This is a genomic window from Pseudomonas edaphica (assembly GCF_965277385.1).
In the GTDB taxonomy this organism is placed as follows: domain Bacteria; phylum Pseudomonadota; class Gammaproteobacteria; order Pseudomonadales; family Pseudomonadaceae; genus Aquipseudomonas; species Aquipseudomonas edaphica.
Map to the genome: position 1 here is coordinate 1547505 of NZ_OZ255725.1, position 16462 is coordinate 1563966.

Annotated in this window: 19 protein-coding genes; 10 read left to right on the forward strand and 9 right to left on the reverse strand. The window is 60.6% G+C overall.

Going from position 1 to position 16462, the window contains the following annotated elements:
* Positions 1 to 6 precede the first annotated feature (6 nt).
* From ACQY47_RS06845 to ACQY47_RS06855, 3 genes are all read left to right on the forward strand, one after another.
* Positions 7 to 1083, forward strand: a complete 1077-nt coding sequence (locus tag ACQY47_RS06845; RefSeq protein ID WP_017137403.1) for a DUF748 domain-containing protein — start codon at positions 7 to 9, stop codon at positions 1081 to 1083.
* Positions 1084 to 1319: 236 nt separating this feature from the next.
* Positions 1320 to 2165 carry an AAA family ATPase gene (locus tag ACQY47_RS06850; RefSeq protein ID WP_017137402.1) on the forward strand — a complete coding sequence of 282 codons (846 nt, stop codon included), beginning with the start codon at positions 1320 to 1322 and terminating at the stop codon, positions 2163 to 2165.
* On the forward strand, positions 2165 to 3343 hold the full coding sequence (locus ACQY47_RS06855) for a vWA domain-containing protein (protein ID WP_138816246.1): 1179 nt from the start codon (positions 2165 to 2167) through the stop codon (positions 3341 to 3343). Before ACQY47_RS06850 ends, ACQY47_RS06855 begins: the two co-directional genes overlap by 1 nt.
* Before the next feature lie 106 nt (positions 3344 to 3449).
* Here the strand turns inward: ACQY47_RS06855 and ACQY47_RS06860 are convergent, their stop codons facing one another.
* The 3 genes from ACQY47_RS06860 to ACQY47_RS06870 are packed head-to-tail and all read right to left on the reverse strand — an operon-like array spanning position 3450 to position 5802.
* The gene (locus ACQY47_RS06860) at positions 3450 to 4364 is read right to left on the reverse strand and encodes a biotin-dependent carboxyltransferase family protein (RefSeq protein WP_428556634.1); all 915 of its coding nucleotides are present in this window, start codon (positions 4362 to 4364) and stop codon (positions 3450 to 3452) included.
* Positions 4361 to 5065, reverse strand: coding sequence for a 5-oxoprolinase subunit PxpB (gene pxpB / locus ACQY47_RS06865; protein ID WP_169985545.1), 705 nt, complete (start codon positions 5063 to 5065; stop codon positions 4361 to 4363). Before pxpB ends, ACQY47_RS06860 begins: the two co-directional genes overlap by 4 nt.
* Positions 5062 to 5802 carry a 5-oxoprolinase subunit PxpA gene (locus ACQY47_RS06870; RefSeq protein WP_017137398.1) on the reverse strand — a complete coding sequence of 247 codons (741 nt, stop codon included), beginning with the start codon at positions 5800 to 5802 and terminating at the stop codon, positions 5062 to 5064. Before ACQY47_RS06870 ends, pxpB begins: the two co-directional genes overlap by 4 nt.
* Positions 5803 to 5977: 175 nt before the next feature.
* On the opposite strand from ACQY47_RS06870, the gene ACQY47_RS06875 reads away from it, so the two are divergent.
* Positions 5978 to 6892: a LysR family transcriptional regulator gene (locus ACQY47_RS06875; RefSeq protein WP_017137397.1), complete on the forward strand. Its 915-nt coding sequence runs from the start codon at positions 5978 to 5980 to the stop codon at positions 6890 to 6892.
* Between the two features lie 104 nt (positions 6893 to 6996).
* On the opposite strand, the gene ACQY47_RS06880 is transcribed toward ACQY47_RS06875, so the two are convergent.
* From ACQY47_RS06880 to ACQY47_RS06890, 3 genes are read right to left on the reverse strand one after another with little or no spacing between them, the layout of a single operon-like run.
* Positions 6997 to 7539 carry a DUF2937 family protein gene (locus ACQY47_RS06880; protein WP_099548664.1) on the reverse strand — a complete coding sequence of 181 codons (543 nt, stop codon included), beginning with the start codon at positions 7537 to 7539 and terminating at the stop codon, positions 6997 to 6999.
* A gap of 11 nt (positions 7540 to 7550) precedes the next feature.
* A complete protein-coding gene (locus tag ACQY47_RS06885; RefSeq protein ID WP_017137395.1) occupies positions 7551 to 8327 on the reverse strand; it encodes a class II glutamine amidotransferase in 777 nt (258 codons plus the stop codon).
* 30 nt (positions 8328 to 8357) lie between these two features.
* The gene (locus tag ACQY47_RS06890; RefSeq protein WP_017137394.1) at positions 8358 to 8894 is read right to left on the reverse strand and encodes a hypothetical protein; all 537 of its coding nucleotides are present in this window, start codon (positions 8892 to 8894) and stop codon (positions 8358 to 8360) included.
* Positions 8895 to 8915: 21 nt separating this feature from the next.
* On the opposite strand from ACQY47_RS06890, the gene ACQY47_RS06895 reads away from it, so the two are divergent.
* Both ACQY47_RS06895 and ACQY47_RS06900 read left to right on the forward strand, forming a co-directional pair.
* The gene (locus ACQY47_RS06895) at positions 8916 to 10958 is read left to right on the forward strand and encodes a S9 family peptidase (protein ID WP_428556638.1); all 2043 of its coding nucleotides are present in this window, start codon (positions 8916 to 8918) and stop codon (positions 10956 to 10958) included.
* 70 nt (positions 10959 to 11028) lie between these two features.
* Positions 11029 to 11502, forward strand: coding sequence for a cyclic nucleotide-binding domain-containing protein (locus tag ACQY47_RS06900; protein ID WP_017137392.1), 474 nt, complete (start codon positions 11029 to 11031; stop codon positions 11500 to 11502).
* Here ACQY47_RS06900 and ACQY47_RS06905 read toward each other — a convergent pair.
* Positions 11499 to 11783: a hypothetical protein gene (locus ACQY47_RS06905; protein ID WP_026013726.1), complete on the reverse strand. Its 285-nt coding sequence runs from the start codon at positions 11781 to 11783 to the stop codon at positions 11499 to 11501. The genes ACQY47_RS06900 and ACQY47_RS06905 overlap by 4 nt on opposite strands.
* 78 nt (positions 11784 to 11861) lie before the next feature.
* Here ACQY47_RS06905 and ACQY47_RS06910 point away from each other — a divergent pair, with 78 nt between their 5' ends.
* On the forward strand, positions 11862 to 12548 hold the full coding sequence (locus ACQY47_RS06910; RefSeq protein WP_065929156.1) for a spermidine synthase: 687 nt from the start codon (positions 11862 to 11864) through the stop codon (positions 12546 to 12548).
* A gap of 140 nt (positions 12549 to 12688) precedes the next feature.
* Here the strand turns inward: ACQY47_RS06910 and ACQY47_RS06915 are convergent, their stop codons facing one another.
* A complete protein-coding gene (locus ACQY47_RS06915) occupies positions 12689 to 13609 on the reverse strand; it encodes a ParB/Srx family N-terminal domain-containing protein (protein WP_428556641.1) in 921 nt (306 codons plus the stop codon).
* Positions 13610 to 13760: 151 nt separating this feature from the next.
* Here ACQY47_RS06915 and ACQY47_RS06920 point away from each other — a divergent pair, with 151 nt between their 5' ends.
* From ACQY47_RS06920 to ACQY47_RS06930, 3 genes are all read left to right on the forward strand, one after another.
* Positions 13761 to 14135: a YajD family HNH nuclease gene (locus ACQY47_RS06920; protein WP_003210675.1), complete on the forward strand. Its 375-nt coding sequence runs from the start codon at positions 13761 to 13763 to the stop codon at positions 14133 to 14135.
* A 162-nt stretch (positions 14136 to 14297) separates the two neighbouring features.
* Positions 14298 to 14765 carry an RNA methyltransferase gene (locus tag ACQY47_RS06925; protein ID WP_003189607.1) on the forward strand — a complete coding sequence of 156 codons (468 nt, stop codon included), beginning with the start codon at positions 14298 to 14300 and terminating at the stop codon, positions 14763 to 14765.
* 67 nt (positions 14766 to 14832) lie between these two features.
* Complete coding sequence (locus ACQY47_RS06930; RefSeq protein ID WP_017137388.1) at positions 14833 to 15174, forward strand: YgaP family membrane protein; 342 nt, start codon at positions 14833 to 14835, stop codon at positions 15172 to 15174.
* Between the two features lie 55 nt (positions 15175 to 15229).
* Here ACQY47_RS06930 and ACQY47_RS06935 read toward each other — a convergent pair whose 3' ends face one another.
* Positions 15230 to 16450, reverse strand: a complete 1221-nt coding sequence (locus ACQY47_RS06935; RefSeq protein WP_428556644.1) for a hypothetical protein — start codon at positions 16448 to 16450, stop codon at positions 15230 to 15232.
* Positions 16451 to 16462: the final 12 nt, after the last annotated feature.

Below are 16462 nucleotides of genomic sequence, written 5' to 3' on the forward strand. Positions count from 1 at the left end.
AATGACATGAAACGTCGCTACAGTGGGCTGCTATGGATCGTCGCCGTACTGGTGGTAGTACTGATCGCCCTGGACCTGGCCCTGCCCTATCTGGTGCGCAATTACCTGAACGACAAGCTGGCCGACATGGGCGACTACCGTGGCCAGGTCACTGACGTGGACCTGGCCTTGTGGCGTGGCGCCTACCGCATTAATGGCCTGAAAATCGTCAAGGTCGACGGTAAAGTACCTGTGCCGTTCGTCAACGCGCCGCTGATTGAATTTGCCGTCAGCTGGCACTCGCTGTGGTACGACCATGCCGTCGTCGCCGAGGGCCATTTCGTAAAGCCTGAAATCAACTTCGTCGACGGCGGTGCCAACAAACAGGCGTCCCAAACCGGTAAAGGCACCGACTGGCAGCAACAGTTGAAAAAACTGCTGCCGATCACGCTGAATGAAGTGCGCATTGAAGATGGCAAGATCGCCTTTCATAATTTCAGCTCCAAGCCCCAGGTGAACATCAAGGCCACTGAGGTCAATGCCAGTCTGTACAACCTGACCAACGTGGTAGACCTCAAAGGCAAACGCGACGCGCGATTCGAAGGCAAGGCCCTGCTGCAGGGCCAGGCCCCTATGGAGGCCAACGCAACCTTTGATCCTTTAAATAATTTTGAAGACTTCGAATTCCGCTTCCGCGCCCGCGACTTGCAACTTAAACGCATGAACGACTTCGCCTCGGCCTATGGCAAATTCGACTTCAAGGCTGGCACCGGCGACGTGGTGATTGAAGCCCAAGCGGAAAAAGGCCAGCTCACTGGCTATATCAAGCCGCTGCTGCGCGATGTAGAAGTGTTCGACTGGAAACAGGACGTGGAGAACAAGGACAAAAACATCTTCCGCTCGATCTGGGAAGCCGTGGTAGGCACCAGCGAAACCGTGCTCAAGAACCAGAACAAAAACCAGTTTGCCACCCGCGTGGAACTCAGTGGCAGCGTGCATCAGCAAGATATCAGCGCGTTCTCCGCATTTTTGGCGATTTTGCGTAATGGCTTCATCCAGGCGTTCAATGCGCGCTACGAACAACCCAAGCCTTCCGCCAACTAACCCTGGGAGCTGGCTTGTGTGGGAGCTGGCTTGCCTGCGATAGCATCAACTCAGTCTGCCTGAATCACCGAGGTGCTCGCATCGCAGGCAAGCCAGCTCCCACACAAGCATAAGCACGACCCCGCAGCAGAACTGCGATGTGACCGGCCATTCAGAGACTGAATAACCCGTCTGCGTTCACAGTCGCCAGGGCTGCGCGGTATAGTCCGGGCATTGATGAATTCGAGGAATGACCGATGAAGTTCGAAGGCACCCAGGCCTATGTGGCTACCGATGACCTGAAACTGGCCGTCAACGCCGCCATCACCCTGGAGCGGCCGCTGCTGGTCAAGGGCGAACCGGGCACCGGCAAGACCATGCTTGCCGAGCAATTGGCCGAGTCCTTTGGTGCCAAGCTCATCACCTGGCACATCAAGTCGACCACCAAGGCGCATCAGGGCCTGTATGAGTACGATGCGGTCAGCCGCCTGCGCGACTCGCAACTGGGCAACGAGAAAGTCCACGATGTGCGCAATTACCTGAAAAAGGGCAAGCTCTGGGAAGCCTTCGAGTCCGAGGAGCGCGTGATCCTGCTGATCGATGAAATCGACAAGGCCGACATCGAGTTCCCCAACGACCTGCTGCAAGAACTCGACAAGATGGAGTTCTACGTCTACGAAATCGACGAGACCATCAAGGCCAAGAAACGCCCGATCATCATCATTACCTCCAACAACGAAAAAGAGCTGCCGGACGCGTTCCTGCGCCGCTGCTTCTTCCATTACATTGCGTTCCCCGACCGCAGCACCCTGCAAAAGATCGTCGACGTGCACTACCCCGATATCAAGAAGGATTTGGTCAGCGAAGCGCTGGACGTATTCTTCGACGTGCGCAAAGTGCCGGGCCTGAAGAAAAAGCCGTCCACCTCCGAACTGGTCGACTGGCTCAAGCTGCTGATGGCCGACAACATCGGCGAAGCGGTGCTGCGCGAGCGCGACCCGACCAAGGCTATTCCGCCGCTGGCCGGTGCCCTGGTCAAGAACGAGCAAGACGTGCAGTTGCTGGAGCGTCTGGCGTTCATGAGCCGTCGCGGTAATCGCTGATGCTGCTCAACCTGTTCAATGAAATGCGTGCCGCCAAGGTGCCGGTGTCGGTGCGCGAGCTGCTCGACCTGATCAACGCGCTTAAACAGCGCGTGGTCTTCGCTGACATGGACGAGTTTTATTACTTGGCCCGGGCGATCCTGGTCAAGGACGAACGGCATTTCGACAAGTTCGACCGCGCGTTCGGCGCCTATTTCAATGGGCTGGAAAAACTCGACGACCACCTGCAGGCGTTGATCCCTGAAGAATGGCTGCGCAAGGAATTCGAACGCTCGCTGACCGATGAGGAACGCGCGCAGATCCAGTCCCTTGGCGGCCTGGACAAGTTGATCGAAGAATTCAAGAAACGCCTGGAAGAACAGAAAGAACGCCACGCCGGCGGCAACAAGTGGATCGGCACTGGCGGCACCAGCCCGTTTGGCTCCGGCGGCTACAACCCGGAAGGTATCCGGGTTGGTGATGCCGGCAAACGCCAGGGCAAAGCCGTAAAGGTCTGGGACCAGCGCGAATACAAGAACCTCGACGATCAGGTCGAGCTGGGCACGCGCAATATCAAGATCGCCCTGCGCCGCCTGCGCAAGTTTGCGCGTCAGGGTGCGGCTGAAGAGCTGGATATTGATGGCACCATCGACCACACGGCGCGGGATGCCGGCTTGCTGAATATCCAGATGCGCCCGGAGCGGCGCAACACCATCAAGCTGTTGCTGCTGTTCGATATCGGCGGCTCGATGGACGCTCACGTGAAGATCTGCGAAGAGCTGTTTTCGGCGTGCAAAACCGAGTTCAAGCACCTGGAGTACTTCTACTTCCACAACTTCGTGTACGAGTCGGTGTGGAAGAACAACCAGCGCCGCACTTCGGAGCGCACCTCAACCCAGGATCTGCTGCACAAGTACGGCGCCGACTACAAAGTGATCTTTATCGGCGATGCGTCGATGGCGCCGTATGAAATCACCCAGGCCGGCGGCAGTGTCGAGCACTGGAACGAGGAGCCTGGGTATGTGTGGATGCAGCGCTTCATGGCCAAGTACAAGAAGCTGATCTGGATTAACCCGTACCCGAAAGACACTTGGGGCTATACGGCGTCGACGGGGATTGTGCGCGAGTTGGTGGAGGATCAGATGTATCCGCTGACGTTGCGTGGGCTGGAAGAAGGCATGCGTTTTCTGTCTAAGTAGGTGGTGTATTCACTGACGCTATCGCAGGCAAGCCAGCTCCCACAGGGGAGTGCATTCCAAAGTTGAAATGCATTCCCCTGTGGGAGCTGGCTTGCCTGCGATGCTTTTAGCGATTCAAAAACCGCTGCAAAAACTCGATGTGCTGCCGATGCGCAGTCTCCTGCACCACTGGCGCCAGCCTCACCTTCTCCCCCGGCAAACACTGCGCCAGCCGCGCCAATGCCAACGGCGTCAGTGCGCCCAAACGCGGATAGCCGCCAATGGTCTGCCGATCATTGAGCAACACAATCGGCTGCCCATCCGGCGGCACCTGGATCGCGCCCAACGGGATGCCTTCAGAGATCAACGACGGCCCCTGGTACTGCAACGGCGTGCCCAGCAGGCGCATGCCCATGCGGTCGGCGCGGCTGTCCAGCGACCAGTCGGTATTGAATGCATCGAACAGGCTCTGCCCACTGAACCGGCCGATCTGCGCGCCGACAATCACGTCCAGCGGCGCTTTTGCCGGCAGATCAGGCGTGCTCAGCACGTTCATCGCTCCGCCCGTACCGGAATAAACCAACCGCCCGCCTTCGGCCAAGGCCTTGCCGAAACCGTCCAGCCCACCCAATTCCTCACGTACCACGGTGGCGCAACTGCCCAGAACGCTCGGCGCATCGAACCCGCCGGGCGCCGCCAGGTAAGCCCGCGCACCGCTGAACGGCTGGGTAAAACGCAGACGCTGGCCCTTTTGCAGGATAAAACTGCGCCCGGGACTGATGGCGCGTTCGTCGATATAGGCCCCCAAATCCGCACCGGCCAATGCCAGCAAGCAATAGTCTTGCGCCTGCACGGTAAACCCGCCCAGGGTGATTTCCACCACCGATGCATCCAGCGCATTGCCCAGCAGCCAATTGGCCCAAGACATCGACACCCAATCCAGCGCCCCGCCCTGGGTCACGCCCAGGTGGCGCACGCCAAAGCGTCCGGCGTCCTGTAACAGGCACAGCGGCGTGCTGGCCTCGATCAACAAGCGGCTCATGCCTGCGCCTCCAACGGCGTGTCATCGCCACCCAAATGGATGAATTCGGCGTGGCCGACCGCTTCGAAACGCACGGTATCGCCCGGCTGCATCAGGCTGTAGCCGTCACGCTCGCGGTCGAACAGTTTGGCCGGGGTGCGGCCGATCAGGTTCCAGCCGCCCGGCGACACCACCGGGTAGGCGGCGGTTTGCCGCTCGGCAATGCCGACACTGCCGGCCGCCACGCGTTTACGCGGCGTGTTGAGCCGTGGTGTGGCGAGGATTTCGTCGACCAAGCCCATAAAGGCAAAACCGGGCGCGAAGCCGAGGGCAAAGACTTGGTATTCGTGGGCACTGTGGCGATGGATCACCTGCTCGATCGACAACCCGCTGCGCTGGCTGAGCAACGTCAGTTCCGGGCCGACACTCAGGTCGTACCACACCGGCAACACGTGGCACTGGCCGCTGCCCTGCGCCTGGGGTTGCAAGTCGGTCAGCGCACGGTCGATCAGCTCCCGCGCCTGGGCCGGGCTTAACGCTGTGAGGTCGTAATGCACCATCAAGGTCGTGTAGGACGGCACCAGATCCACCAGCGCGTCACCAAAACCTTCACGCAGACGTTGGGTGGCGGCGAGCATCCACGGCATGTTGGCTTCCGCAATCACCTCAAACAGACGCACCATCAGGCAGTCGATGGCCACCACTTCAATGCGTGGCTTCATGCTGGTTTCAACGCCTCGCGGATGCGCTGCACAGCGGCGATCGAGCTGGCGTTGTCGCCGTGTACGCACAGGGTGTTGGCCTGCAACACCAGGGCGCTGCCGTCGCTGGCCGTCAGGGCTTGCCCACGGGAAATGGTCAGGGCTTGCTGCACGATGGTGTCGGCGTCGTGATGGACCGCGCCCGGCAACTGACGCGAAACCAGATGGCCCTTAGGGTCATAGGCGCGATCAGCGAAGGCTTCGAACCACAGTGTCAGGCCGAATTCATCGCCCATCGCCTGGGCTTCGCTGTTGTCGCTTTTGGCCAGCAACATCAAGGGCAAATCGCCATACGCGGCCACAGCCTGCATCACCGCTCGCAGTTGCGCCGGTTTGGCCATCATGTCGTTGTACAGCGCACCATGGGGTTTGACGTAGCTGACGCGGGTACCCTGCGCACGGCAGATGCCCTCAAGGGCGCCGATCTGGTAGTGCATGAGGTCCTGGATTTCCTGCGGCGTATAGGCCATGGAACGGCGGCCGAACCCTTGCAGGTCCTGGTAGGCCGGGTGCGCACCTATTTGCACGCCATGCTTGAGTGCCAGGCTGACGGTCTGGCGCATGATGCTCGGGTCGCCGGCATGAAACCCACAGGCCACGTTGGCGCAATCGATGAACGGCATGACCTCGGCGTCCAGACCCAAGGTCCAGTTACCAAAGCTTTCGCCGATGTCGCAATTCAAAAGCAGACGGCTCACGGTGGTTGCTCCTGTAGGCTTTGTATTTTTTGTAGTGTGGGATTTTTTACGCAGAACTCGCAACTTGTCCTGACACCCTAACGGCGCTTATCGTGGAATGCCTCGATTTTTGGCGTTTGCCGGGTGCGGCGTCCAACTAATAAAAACCGATCCAAGCATAAGAAAAGTTGATCCCATGAATTTGAAGTTCCTCGAAACTTTCGTCTGGGTGGCCAAGCTCAAGAGCTTTCGCCTGACCGCCGAAAAGCTGTTCACCACCCAGGCCTCGATTTCCAGCCGCATCGCCGTGCTCGAAAGCGAACTGGGTGTGAAGCTGTTTCTGCGCGATTCACGCGGCGTCAGCCTGACCCCGGAAGGCTTGAAGGTGCTCGATTATGCCGAGCAGATGATGGTCACAATGCAGGGCTTGAAGCAGTCCCTGGAGACCACCAGCAGCAAGGTTGGGCGCATCCGCATCGGTGCCATGGACACGGTAATCCACACTTGGCTGAGCCCATTGGTGGCGCAATTGATGGATCACTTCCCGCGGGTAGAAATCGAACTGGTCGCCGATACGGCGCTTAACCTCAGCGATCAGCTGCAAAAAGGCTTCCTCGACCTGATCCTGCAAACCGACCTGCTGCGCCTGGAAACCGTGCGCAGCCTGGAGCTGGCCAGCCACCCCATGGCCTGGATAGTCGCCAGCCACTCCATCTACAACCGTGACTACGCCTCCCTCGCCGAACTGGCCCAGGAGCGCATCATCACCTACTCGAAAAATTCCCACCCACACCAGGATGTGCTGAGCCTGATGCAGGCCAACGGGGTGGCCTCGCCACGCATGAACTGTGTGAACTCGGTGTCGGCGATTACCCGCTTGCTACGCGATGGCTTCGGGATTGGCGCGTTACCGCCGGTGCTGGTGATGGAGGAATTGGCCAGTGGGGAGTTGGTGATGCTGCCAATGGCGCAACGCTTGCCGAACTTGCAGGTGGTGGTGTCGTGGCGTGTGGGGGTGGAGTTGGTGGAGGAGATTGTGGGGTTGTGTCAGAAGGTGGTGGCGCGGTATGCCGAGGAAGTGGGTGAAGAAAGGATGGTACTAAGCCAATGATCGTTCCCACGCGTGGGAACGTAGCCCGGGACGCTCTGCGTTCCAAAGCCTGACGCAGAGCGTCACAAGAGGCATTCCCACGCAGAGCGTGGGAACGATCATCTTTAGAGGCCTTTAAGGTCGCGCTCTTCAATCGGCCGGCTCTGGCGCAGGCGCTTGCCGCCCAACACCACCCAGTCGATCAGGCGAAACAGGCATTCGATGCCGAACGACAACAGCATCGCCCCGCCCAAACCCCAGCCCATCGCCTCAGGCGTCAGCAAAATCTGGTAGCTGTAGCCATTCCAGGTTTCCAGGCGGATATCCGGGTCGGCAGCCACCGCCACTTGCAGCGCGCGGATATACCACGGGCCTTGCATGGCCTGGAACTGCTTGTCCAACGCCACCTGACGATCGAGCAAAGTGCCCAGGCTGTTGGCATCGCTGCGAAACACCGGGTCATCACTGGCGCGGTAATGGGCCACCAACGCCTGCAAGTCCCCATTGAAGAACTGCTGCGCCGTGGCATCAAAGCCGCGCAGGCCGGTCTGGGCTTCGATCAAATGGGCTTCAACGCGCTTGGCGTAGTCGTTGATAAACCCCGGCACTTGCACGCCGACCAACAAGCCAATGGCAAACAGCACCAACCGCAGATAACTGAGCAACATGGTCGATATCCTTACTCGGTAACGCCTTGACTGACGCATTCACCGCGTCGCCACAGGCTCCATTGGCCCGGTTCGTAGCGGGTCCAGTTTTCATTGTCGGTCAAGGGCTCGGTGGCGATCACCGTGACTACGTCATCAGGCGTGGTTTCGGCCTGAAAATCGACGATCACGTCGACATCTTTCAAACGCGCCGGGCCAAACGGGGCGCGCCGGGTAATCTGCGCCAGTTTGGTCGAGCAGTAGCAAAACAGCCAGTCGCCGTCGCTGAGCAGGCAGTTGAACACGCCTTTGCTGCGGTATTCGGCGCAGGCGGCGATCAGGTCCGGCAGCACCTGCTCGATCTCCACCGGCTCCGGAAAGGCTTCGCGCACGCGATTGAGCAGGTCGCAGAACGCCGCTTCGCTGTCGGTGTCGCCCACCGGCCGGTAGAACGTGGCGCGCGGGTTGAAGTCGGCCAATTGGCCGTTATGCGCAAAGCACCAGTTACGGCCCCAGAGTTCACGCACGAACGGGTGCGTGTTGGCCAGGCTCACCTTGCCCACATTGGCCTGGCGGATATGGCCGATCACCACTTCACTTTTGATTGGATAACGCTGCACCAGCAGGGCGACTTCCGACTCGCTGCTCGCGGCCGGGTCCTGGAACAGCCGCAGGCCACGGCCTTCGTAAAACGCGATGCCCCAACCGTCGCGGTGGGGGCCGGTACGCCCGCCCCGCTGCATCAGCCCGGTAAAGCTGAACACGATATCGGTGGGGACGTTGGCACTCATGCCCAATAATTCACACATGCCAGGGCTCTCGCTGCAGGGCTTACAACGTTAAAGACGCGGCTCAACCCGCAGATTGCCGGCAGGCGGCGGGCGACGGAAAGGTTCGTCGTCTTCGTCTACCGGCTCGGCGGCCAGTGCGGCGTCGGCGGCGGCCTTGCGCTCACGGCGGGCGTTGGCGGCACGCTCGATGGGCCAGCGGATCAACACGAACACGATATACACGCCAAACGCGATCATCGTGTACATGAACAGGTCGGAGATGGCGCGCCAGGCGTTATTGCCCACATGCAGCACCAGGTCCAGGGCGGTAATGGCCACGGCTGGCGCAAACTGGGTCTTGACCGGGTCGACGATGGTCGGGCTGAACAGCAACACCGCCATCAACAATTGCAGCGGCTCACGCAGCCAGCGCCAGATCCAGCGGGTCATGCGCCACCACACCAACAGGCAGCCCAAAGCGGCGAAGGCGTAAAGGCCCCAAGCGGTCAGATAGTCGTTCTCGGTCATGGTGTCCATGGCAAGGCTGGCAAAGAGGCGGCTATGATAACGGCTTTTGCGTGTCTCGGCTGCAATGCCTGCCACCATCCGCCAGACAGAGAGTGATCCATGCCTATATCGACTGCCCCGATCGCACGCAAGGCCCAAGGCCCGGACCCGTATGCCTGGCTGCAGGAACGTGACACACCTGAAGTCCTCGATTACCTCAAAGCCGAAAACGCCTGGCAGGAAGACCAGCTCGCCGGCCAGCAAGCCCTGCGTCAAAGCCTGTTCGAAGAGATCAAGGGCCGCATCCTGGAAACCGACCTGTCCTTGCCTTCGCCGTGGGGCCCGTACCTGTATTACACACGCACCACCGCCGGTGATGAATACGCCCGCCACTACCGCTGCCGTCGCCCGTCGGATGACAGCAACACGGTGGACGAAAGCAGCGAAGAATTGCTGCTGGACCCGAATGTGCTGGCAAACGGCGGCTTTTTCTCCCTGGGCGCGTTCAGCATCAGCCCCGACCACCTGCGCCTGGCCTACAGCCTCGACACCAGCGGTGAAGAGATTTACACCCTGTACGTGAAGGAATTGGCCACCGGCAAGGTCAGCGAACTGGAGTTTGAAGACTGCGACGGCAGCATGACCTGGGCCAACGACAGCCTGACGCTGTTCTTCGGCGAACTGGACGACACCCATCGCCCGCACAAGCTTTACCGCTACCGCCTGGATGGCACGGCGGCGCAGGAAGTGTTCCATGAGCCCGACGGGCGGTTCTTCCTGCATTGCTACCGCTCCAGCTCCGAGCGCCAATTGCTGCTGGCCCTGGGCAGCAAGACCACCAGCGAAATCTGGGCGCTGGACGCCGACCAGCCACAGCAGGCTTTCACCTGCCTGGCGCCACGGGTCGAAGACCATGAATACGATGTCGACCACGGCATGCTGGATGACCAATGGACCTGGTTTATCCGCAGCAACCGTGACGGCATCAACTATGCGCTGTTCATCGCCGCCGACACTGGCAGTGTGCCAAGCGAGGATCAATGGCAGAACCTGGTCCCCCACAGCGATGACGTGATGCTCGACGGCGTGACCCTCAATGCCGGCGCCATGACCTTGAGTCTGCGTATCGGCGGCCTGCCGGTGATCGAAGTGCACCCGCAGGGTTCGAGCGCCTACCGCGTGGAATTGCCTGACGCCGCCTACAGCCTTTACGTGCAGAACAGCCTGGAATTTGCCAGCGACAAGATCCGCCTGCGTTATGAAGCCCTGAACCGTCCGGCCCAGGTGCGCCAGCTTGAACTGGCCAGCGGCGCGCAGGTGGTGCTCAAGGAAACCCCGGTACTCGGTGTGTTCAACGCCGACGATTATGTCAGCCAACGGCTGTGGGCGACTTCTGCAGATGGCACTCAGGTGCCGATCAGCCTGGTGGTCAAGCGTGATCAGCTTGGCCAACCCACGCCGCTGTACCTCTATGGCTACGGCGCCTACGGCTCAAGCCTCGACCCTTGGTTTTCCCATGCGCGCCTGAGTTTGCTGGAGCGTGGCGTGGCATTTGCCATCGCGCATGTACGCGGCGGCGGTGAGCTGGGTGAAGCCTGGTACCGCAATGGCAAGCAGGAACACAAACAGAACACGTTCAGCGACTTTATCGCCTGCGCCGAGCACTTGATCGCCGAAGGGCTGACCACCTCCAAGCAGCTGGCTATCAGCGGCGGCAGTGCCGGCGGCCTGTTGATCGGCGCGGTGCTCAATCAACGCCCGGAGCTGTTTCAGGCGGCGATTGCCGAAGTGCCGTTCGTCGACGTGCTCAACACCATGCTCGACCCGGAACTGCCGCTGACCATTACCGAGTACGACGAGTGGGGCAACCCGCAAGAGCCCGAGGTGTATGAACGCATCAAGGCCTACGCGCCCTATGAAAACGTCCAGGCCCAGGCTTACCCGCACATGCTGGTGATTGCCGGCTACAACGACAGCCGCGTGCAGTATTGGGAAGCGGCCAAGTGGGTGGCCAAATTGCGCGACACCAAAACCGACCACAACCTGTTGCTGCTCAAGACTGAACTCGGTGCCGGCCATGGCGGGATGAGCGGGCGTTACCAGGGATTACGTGACGTAGCGCTCGAATATGGATTTGTCTTCAAGGCCCTGGGGCTCGTTTAAGGAACTTAGCAAGGCGGTCCTGTCTGAACACAAGACCGCCCGACTTGATTGATGGACCAAGATTGCAGCTATGCCACTACCGACTCTGATGAACAACGAAATCCGCGACATGCTCATGGATTGCGGCCTGTTCGACCCGCTGTTACCGGAAGATTTTCACGTGGCCGCCGGCTACTTCAATATCAGCAGCATTGCCCGCGATGAGGTGATTTTCCTCGAGGGCGATGCAGGCACCTTCATGTGCATCCTGCACAGCGGCCAGGTGGCCGTGCAAAAAACCAATCACACCGGCCAGCGCCTGACCATCGCCACCTTGCGCAGTGGTCGGGCCTTTGGCGAAATGGCCGTGCTTGACGGCGAGCGGCGCTCCGCCAGTTGCGTGGCCGCCAGTGATTGCGTGCTGTTGAACCTGGGCAAAGATGCGCTGGAAAAAATGCTCAACGAAGCCCCCAGGGTAGCGGCCAAGATCATTCGCGCGATTGCGATTGCCTTGTCCAAGCGCCTGCGCATGGCCGACGGGCAATTACTGTCCCAGCAATTTTAACCGCCGGGCGTCTTCGGCTTGCTGTCATTTTGCAGCAGGCCGGGCACCGTCTGATCCTTGGGCGGCGTTGGCAACACAATCGGCACCAGCGCCGGTGAGCCGTTCGCGGTGGTTTTGGGCGCCACGGGCGGAGTGACTTGCGGGTACAAGGTGGGCGTCGGCGTGCCCGGCGCACCGGGGGTTGGCGTAGGCGCCACGGGCACGGTTTGCGCCTCTTGCGCCTGCGCCGCACCCAATGTGAGCGCGCTCAACGCAATGACCGTTAGAATGCTGCACTTCATCGATGGCTCCATGGCCTGACCGGAATGTCGTAAGGCTACTCCCAACCGCGCAAGAATGCCCTTCCCAATGAGATTTCCATGAAACGTTTCGTTCTGCTCGACACCACCCCAATCCCCGACAACGGCGGTGCCTTGTGCCTGTTCGAATACGGCGAGGATTTTGTCATCAAGATCCAGGGCGGTGACGGCGGCCAGTTGATGAACACACGCATGCATGGTTCCGAAGACGCGCTGGCGGAGATTCCTTGCCGTAAAGTCGCCGGTCGGCCGGGTTCGCGGGTGCTGATCGGCGGCCTGGGCATGGGCTTTACCCTGGCCTCGGCACTCAAGCATTTGGGCAAGAGCGCTGAAGTGGTGGTGGCGGAATTGGTGCCTGGCGTAGTGGAATGGAACCGTGGCCCACTGGGGGAAAAATCCGGCCGCCCGCTGCTGGACCCACGCACGGTGATCCGCATGGAAGACGTGGCCAAGGTGCTGCAGGCCGAGCCGCAAGGCTTTGACGCGATCATGCTGGATGTGGACAACGGCCCCGAAGGCCTGACGCAAAAAGCCAACAGTTGGCTGTATTCGGCCGGTGGCCTGGCCGCGTGTGCCAAAGCGCTGCGGCCTAAAGGCGTGCTGGCGGTGTGGTCAGCCAGCGCCGACAAGCTATTCAGCGACAAACTGCGCAAGGCCGGGTTCAAGGCCGAGGAAGTGCAGGTGTTCGCCCATGGCAACAAGGGCACCCGGCATACCATCTGGATTGCCGAGAAGCTCAAGGGCTGAGTCCCGCTGACACCACAAATTCCCTGTGGGAACTGGCTTGTGTGGGAGCTGGCTTGCCTGCGATGCCGGCACCTCGGTGATTCAGGTAGAACGAGGTGATGCAATCGCAGGCAAGCCAGCTCCCACATTTTGGTCCCGTGTCAGCCCCGGGATTTTCGATAGTCGATCACATACGGCACTTTTTTCTCGAAGGTCCTGTCCAGCTCGCCCTGGTCCAGTTGGGTCATACCGCCCAGTTGCCTGGCAGTAAAACCGCTGCTGCCCACCTGTGAACCCGGCGCCAGGCTGACCATGCGCTTGGCAACCGCCTCAATCGCATCCTTGTAGCCGCCCTTTTTGTTCAAGTTGTACGCCTTCAAATCAATCTGCGTACGCAGCCAGTTGCCCCAGTAGAACTCCAGGAATTCCGGCGCAATCGCGCCATCGTCCGGCTTGCCATAGGCGGCCTTGCGGGTGAAATACACCAGGCTGCGAAACGTGTCGTCCTGCAGGTTCTTGAAGCCCAGGTGCGCAGGCAGCTGTTGCGGCGGCAGGGTCTGGCCTTGATTGTCCTTGAGCCAGACCTTGCGGGCCGCCTCCATGCGCTGCCAGAAGGTATTCATGTCGGCGCTGTTGCTGAAGTCATCGGTTACCTTGACCCACATTTTCAGCTGCGGGCCGCCGCCGGGCACTTCCCACAAGGTGGTAAAACTATGGTGACCGTCGGTCAGGTACAACTGGCCACCGGGGCCGACCACCACGGTTTTCATGTCGTCGGGGTGGGTGCCCACCGGGTTTTTGCAGGTGAAACTATCGGGTTGGTGCAGGTTGGCTTTCTTCGGCACGTTGTCGGCGGCGCCCTGGCCGTTGGTTTCGCAGTATTCGTCGAACACCTTGGCCGGTTTGTCGGCGAACAGCCCCAGGCTGTAGTAGATCTGGTCAAAGCCCACCACGGCCTGGGTCGGGTGCAGTTGCTCAAGGGCCACCTCGATCACCTGGCCGGGCTTGGGTGTGGAGAACGCCTGGGCTTGAGCGGCCAGGGCGCTGAGCAGCAGGGCTGCGGTCCATGTGTACACACGCATAGGTTTCAGATCCTTGTGAAGTGAATATGCCGATACTACAAACGTTCGCTCAAGCGCAGCTGTACCGCGGCTGAAAAAGCCAGCGGTCATTTGCCTCGCGAGCGGCTAGAATCAACCCTATCCGTGAACCCCCAAATAGCCAGGAGCCATGATGAGCTCGACCAACCCGCCCTCCCACACCGCCAAGCTGGACCGCATCCTCGCCGATGCCCAGCGCGACCGGGAAATGGGCTACCGCGACAAAGCCTTGAAGATGTACCCGCACGTGTGCGGCCGCTGTGCCCGTGAGTTTGCCGGCAAACGCTTGAGCGAACTGACCGTACACCATCGCAACCACAATCATGATGACAACCCCCAGGACGGTTCCAACTGGGAGTTGCTGTGCCTGTACTGCCACGACAACGAACACTCGCGCTACACCGACCAGCAGTATTTCGGCGAAGGCTCCACCAGCAGCCCGACGATTGCCAAGGCGACGCACAACCCGTTTGCGGCGTTGGCGGGGTTGATGAAAAAGGACGACTGAAGCCCTTCTTTGTCTGTGCGGGCCTCATCGCAGGCAAGCCAGCTCCCACAGGGGAATGCATTCCAAGTGTGGGAGCCGGGCTTGCCCGCGATAGCGATCGCCCAAGCAACACATGCCTCCAAGGCCGTATAATCGCGGTTTTCCTCCAAGGCACCCTTCCCCGTGGGCAATAAACGCTACAGCTGCATCGGTCTGTATAACCCCAAATCCCCCGAAAACGTCGGCTCGGTGATGCGTGCCGCCGGCTGCTACGGCGTGGCCTCGGTGTTTTACACCGGCGTGCGTTACGAGCGCGCCCGGGACTTCATCACCGACACCAAGAAGGTCCACCACGACATTCCGTTGATCGGCATCGATGACCTGAAAAAGATCCTGCCGCTGGGCTGTATCCCGGTCGCCGTAGAGCTGGTGGAAGGCGCCCGCCCGCTGCCCGAATACACGCACCCGGACCGCGCGCTGTACATCTTCGGCCCCGAAGACGGCTCGCTGGACAAAGAGATCCGCGACTGGTGTGAAGACGTGGTGTACATCCCGACCACCGGCTGCATGAACCTTGCCGCCACCGTCAATGTGGTGCTGTACGACCGTCTGGCCAAGGGCAACAACACCCGCTCAGGCCCCAAGTACTGATATTTCGGGAACATCCGGCGCCTGCAAACAGTCAGCTACTTACACTTGCCTTTGTTGGAGACAAACCATGAGCGACAGCAAAACCCTGCGACCTATCATCGAACACCTGCAACCAGCCCCCAAAAGTGAGCAAAACGTACACGGGTCGGAACGCATTCTTTCGGTGGCCGGCGGTGTGATGATGGTCGGCAAAGGCCTGCGCCGTGGCGGCATCTTCGGGCTGATCCAGGTGGCGATTGGTGGCGTGGCGCTGGTGCGCGGCGTGACCGGGCACAGCTCGCTCAAGGACAAGCTGGAGCAAGGCCGCCAGGAAATGAACAGTGTGCGCACCAAGATCGAACGCGCGGGCGAAGAGTTGAAGAACTTGAAGACCAAGGCTGAAGTGGCGGCGGAGAAAGCCACTAAATAGCCCGGCCAACCCCAATCAACTGTGGGAGCTAGCCAGCTCCCACAGTTGTTTTGGGTCAACGCAATAATTTGTTGTCCAGCACCACCGACGACTCGCCGATCACACTTTCAGCCAACTGCACAAACTGCGCCGTATTAACACTGTTCGCCCGCATCACCGCCTGCGCCAGATCATCCAGCGAACGTTTGTTGTGGGTCTTGACGCGGATCTCGCGGTCCAGCTCCTGCAACACCAGCACCGCCCGCGCCACGGTCGCAGCGTTGACTTGATTGCCGCGCAGGCTGATCACGCCCTTGCCCTCCTTGGCCAACCGCGTCTGTATCGCCGCATACCGCTCATCGGTAATGCCGCCGGCACGCCGCAGCAGTTCAATGGCGTAATACTCGCCCAACCCTTCGCTGATCCAGTCACTGGCATCGTGGTCGTTAAAACGGCCAATGGCTTGCACCACTTCGCGCAGCAACGGGCTGCTGCCGTTTTCGCTGATCAGCGGCGTGCGGCTGTTGAGGTAGATCGAATCGCGCGATGAGAAAGCGCCACGGCGCATCGGGTCGCTGGCGCCGACGATCAACAGCTTGGCAGGATGGCGTGGCAGTGCGGCTTCGACTTGCGGCCAGACGAACGTCAGCAGCGTCAGCACGTCCATCCGGCGCATGGCCTGACCCTTGGGCGAGGCCACGGTGACGTCGGTTTCACCCAGGCGCACGCGACGACTGCCGAGGCCGCCAGCGAGCATCCAGCCGGTAGGCCGGTCGAACAGGCGGGACACATTGTCGATACGGAACTTGTGCTTGCCGATACGCGGCCAGGCGGTTTCGACGCTCTTCCAGCCGGCCGGCAATTCAAACATCAGGCGCGACACCAACTCGGTACCGTCCTGCTGGTCCAGCCGCGCGACCGGCACCAGGTCGTCGCCACGAAACAGCGCCCAACTCGGCGTCATCCGTGCCTCATACACGCCCGCCTTGCGCGCATGGGTGAGGCGCACGCGGTAAGTCAGGCTGGCTTTGTCGGCGCTGGGTTGCCACAGGCCACGGCTACCGGTGACCTGCCATTGGCCGTCGGCCTTGAAGTCACTGTAGTCGCCGTCACGGCCCAGGTCGAAGTTCAGGCTGCGCACAGCCGAACCCTGGGACAGGCTCACGCGGACCTCGGCCTGATCACTCTGGGGCAGCAGCTTGACGTGATAATCGAGGTCGACTTTCTTCGCGCACCACGCAGGCAGGCTCAGTGCCAGCAGCACCAAGGATGCCGCCAGCCGGGTTGCCACCCTCATACACACTCCTTT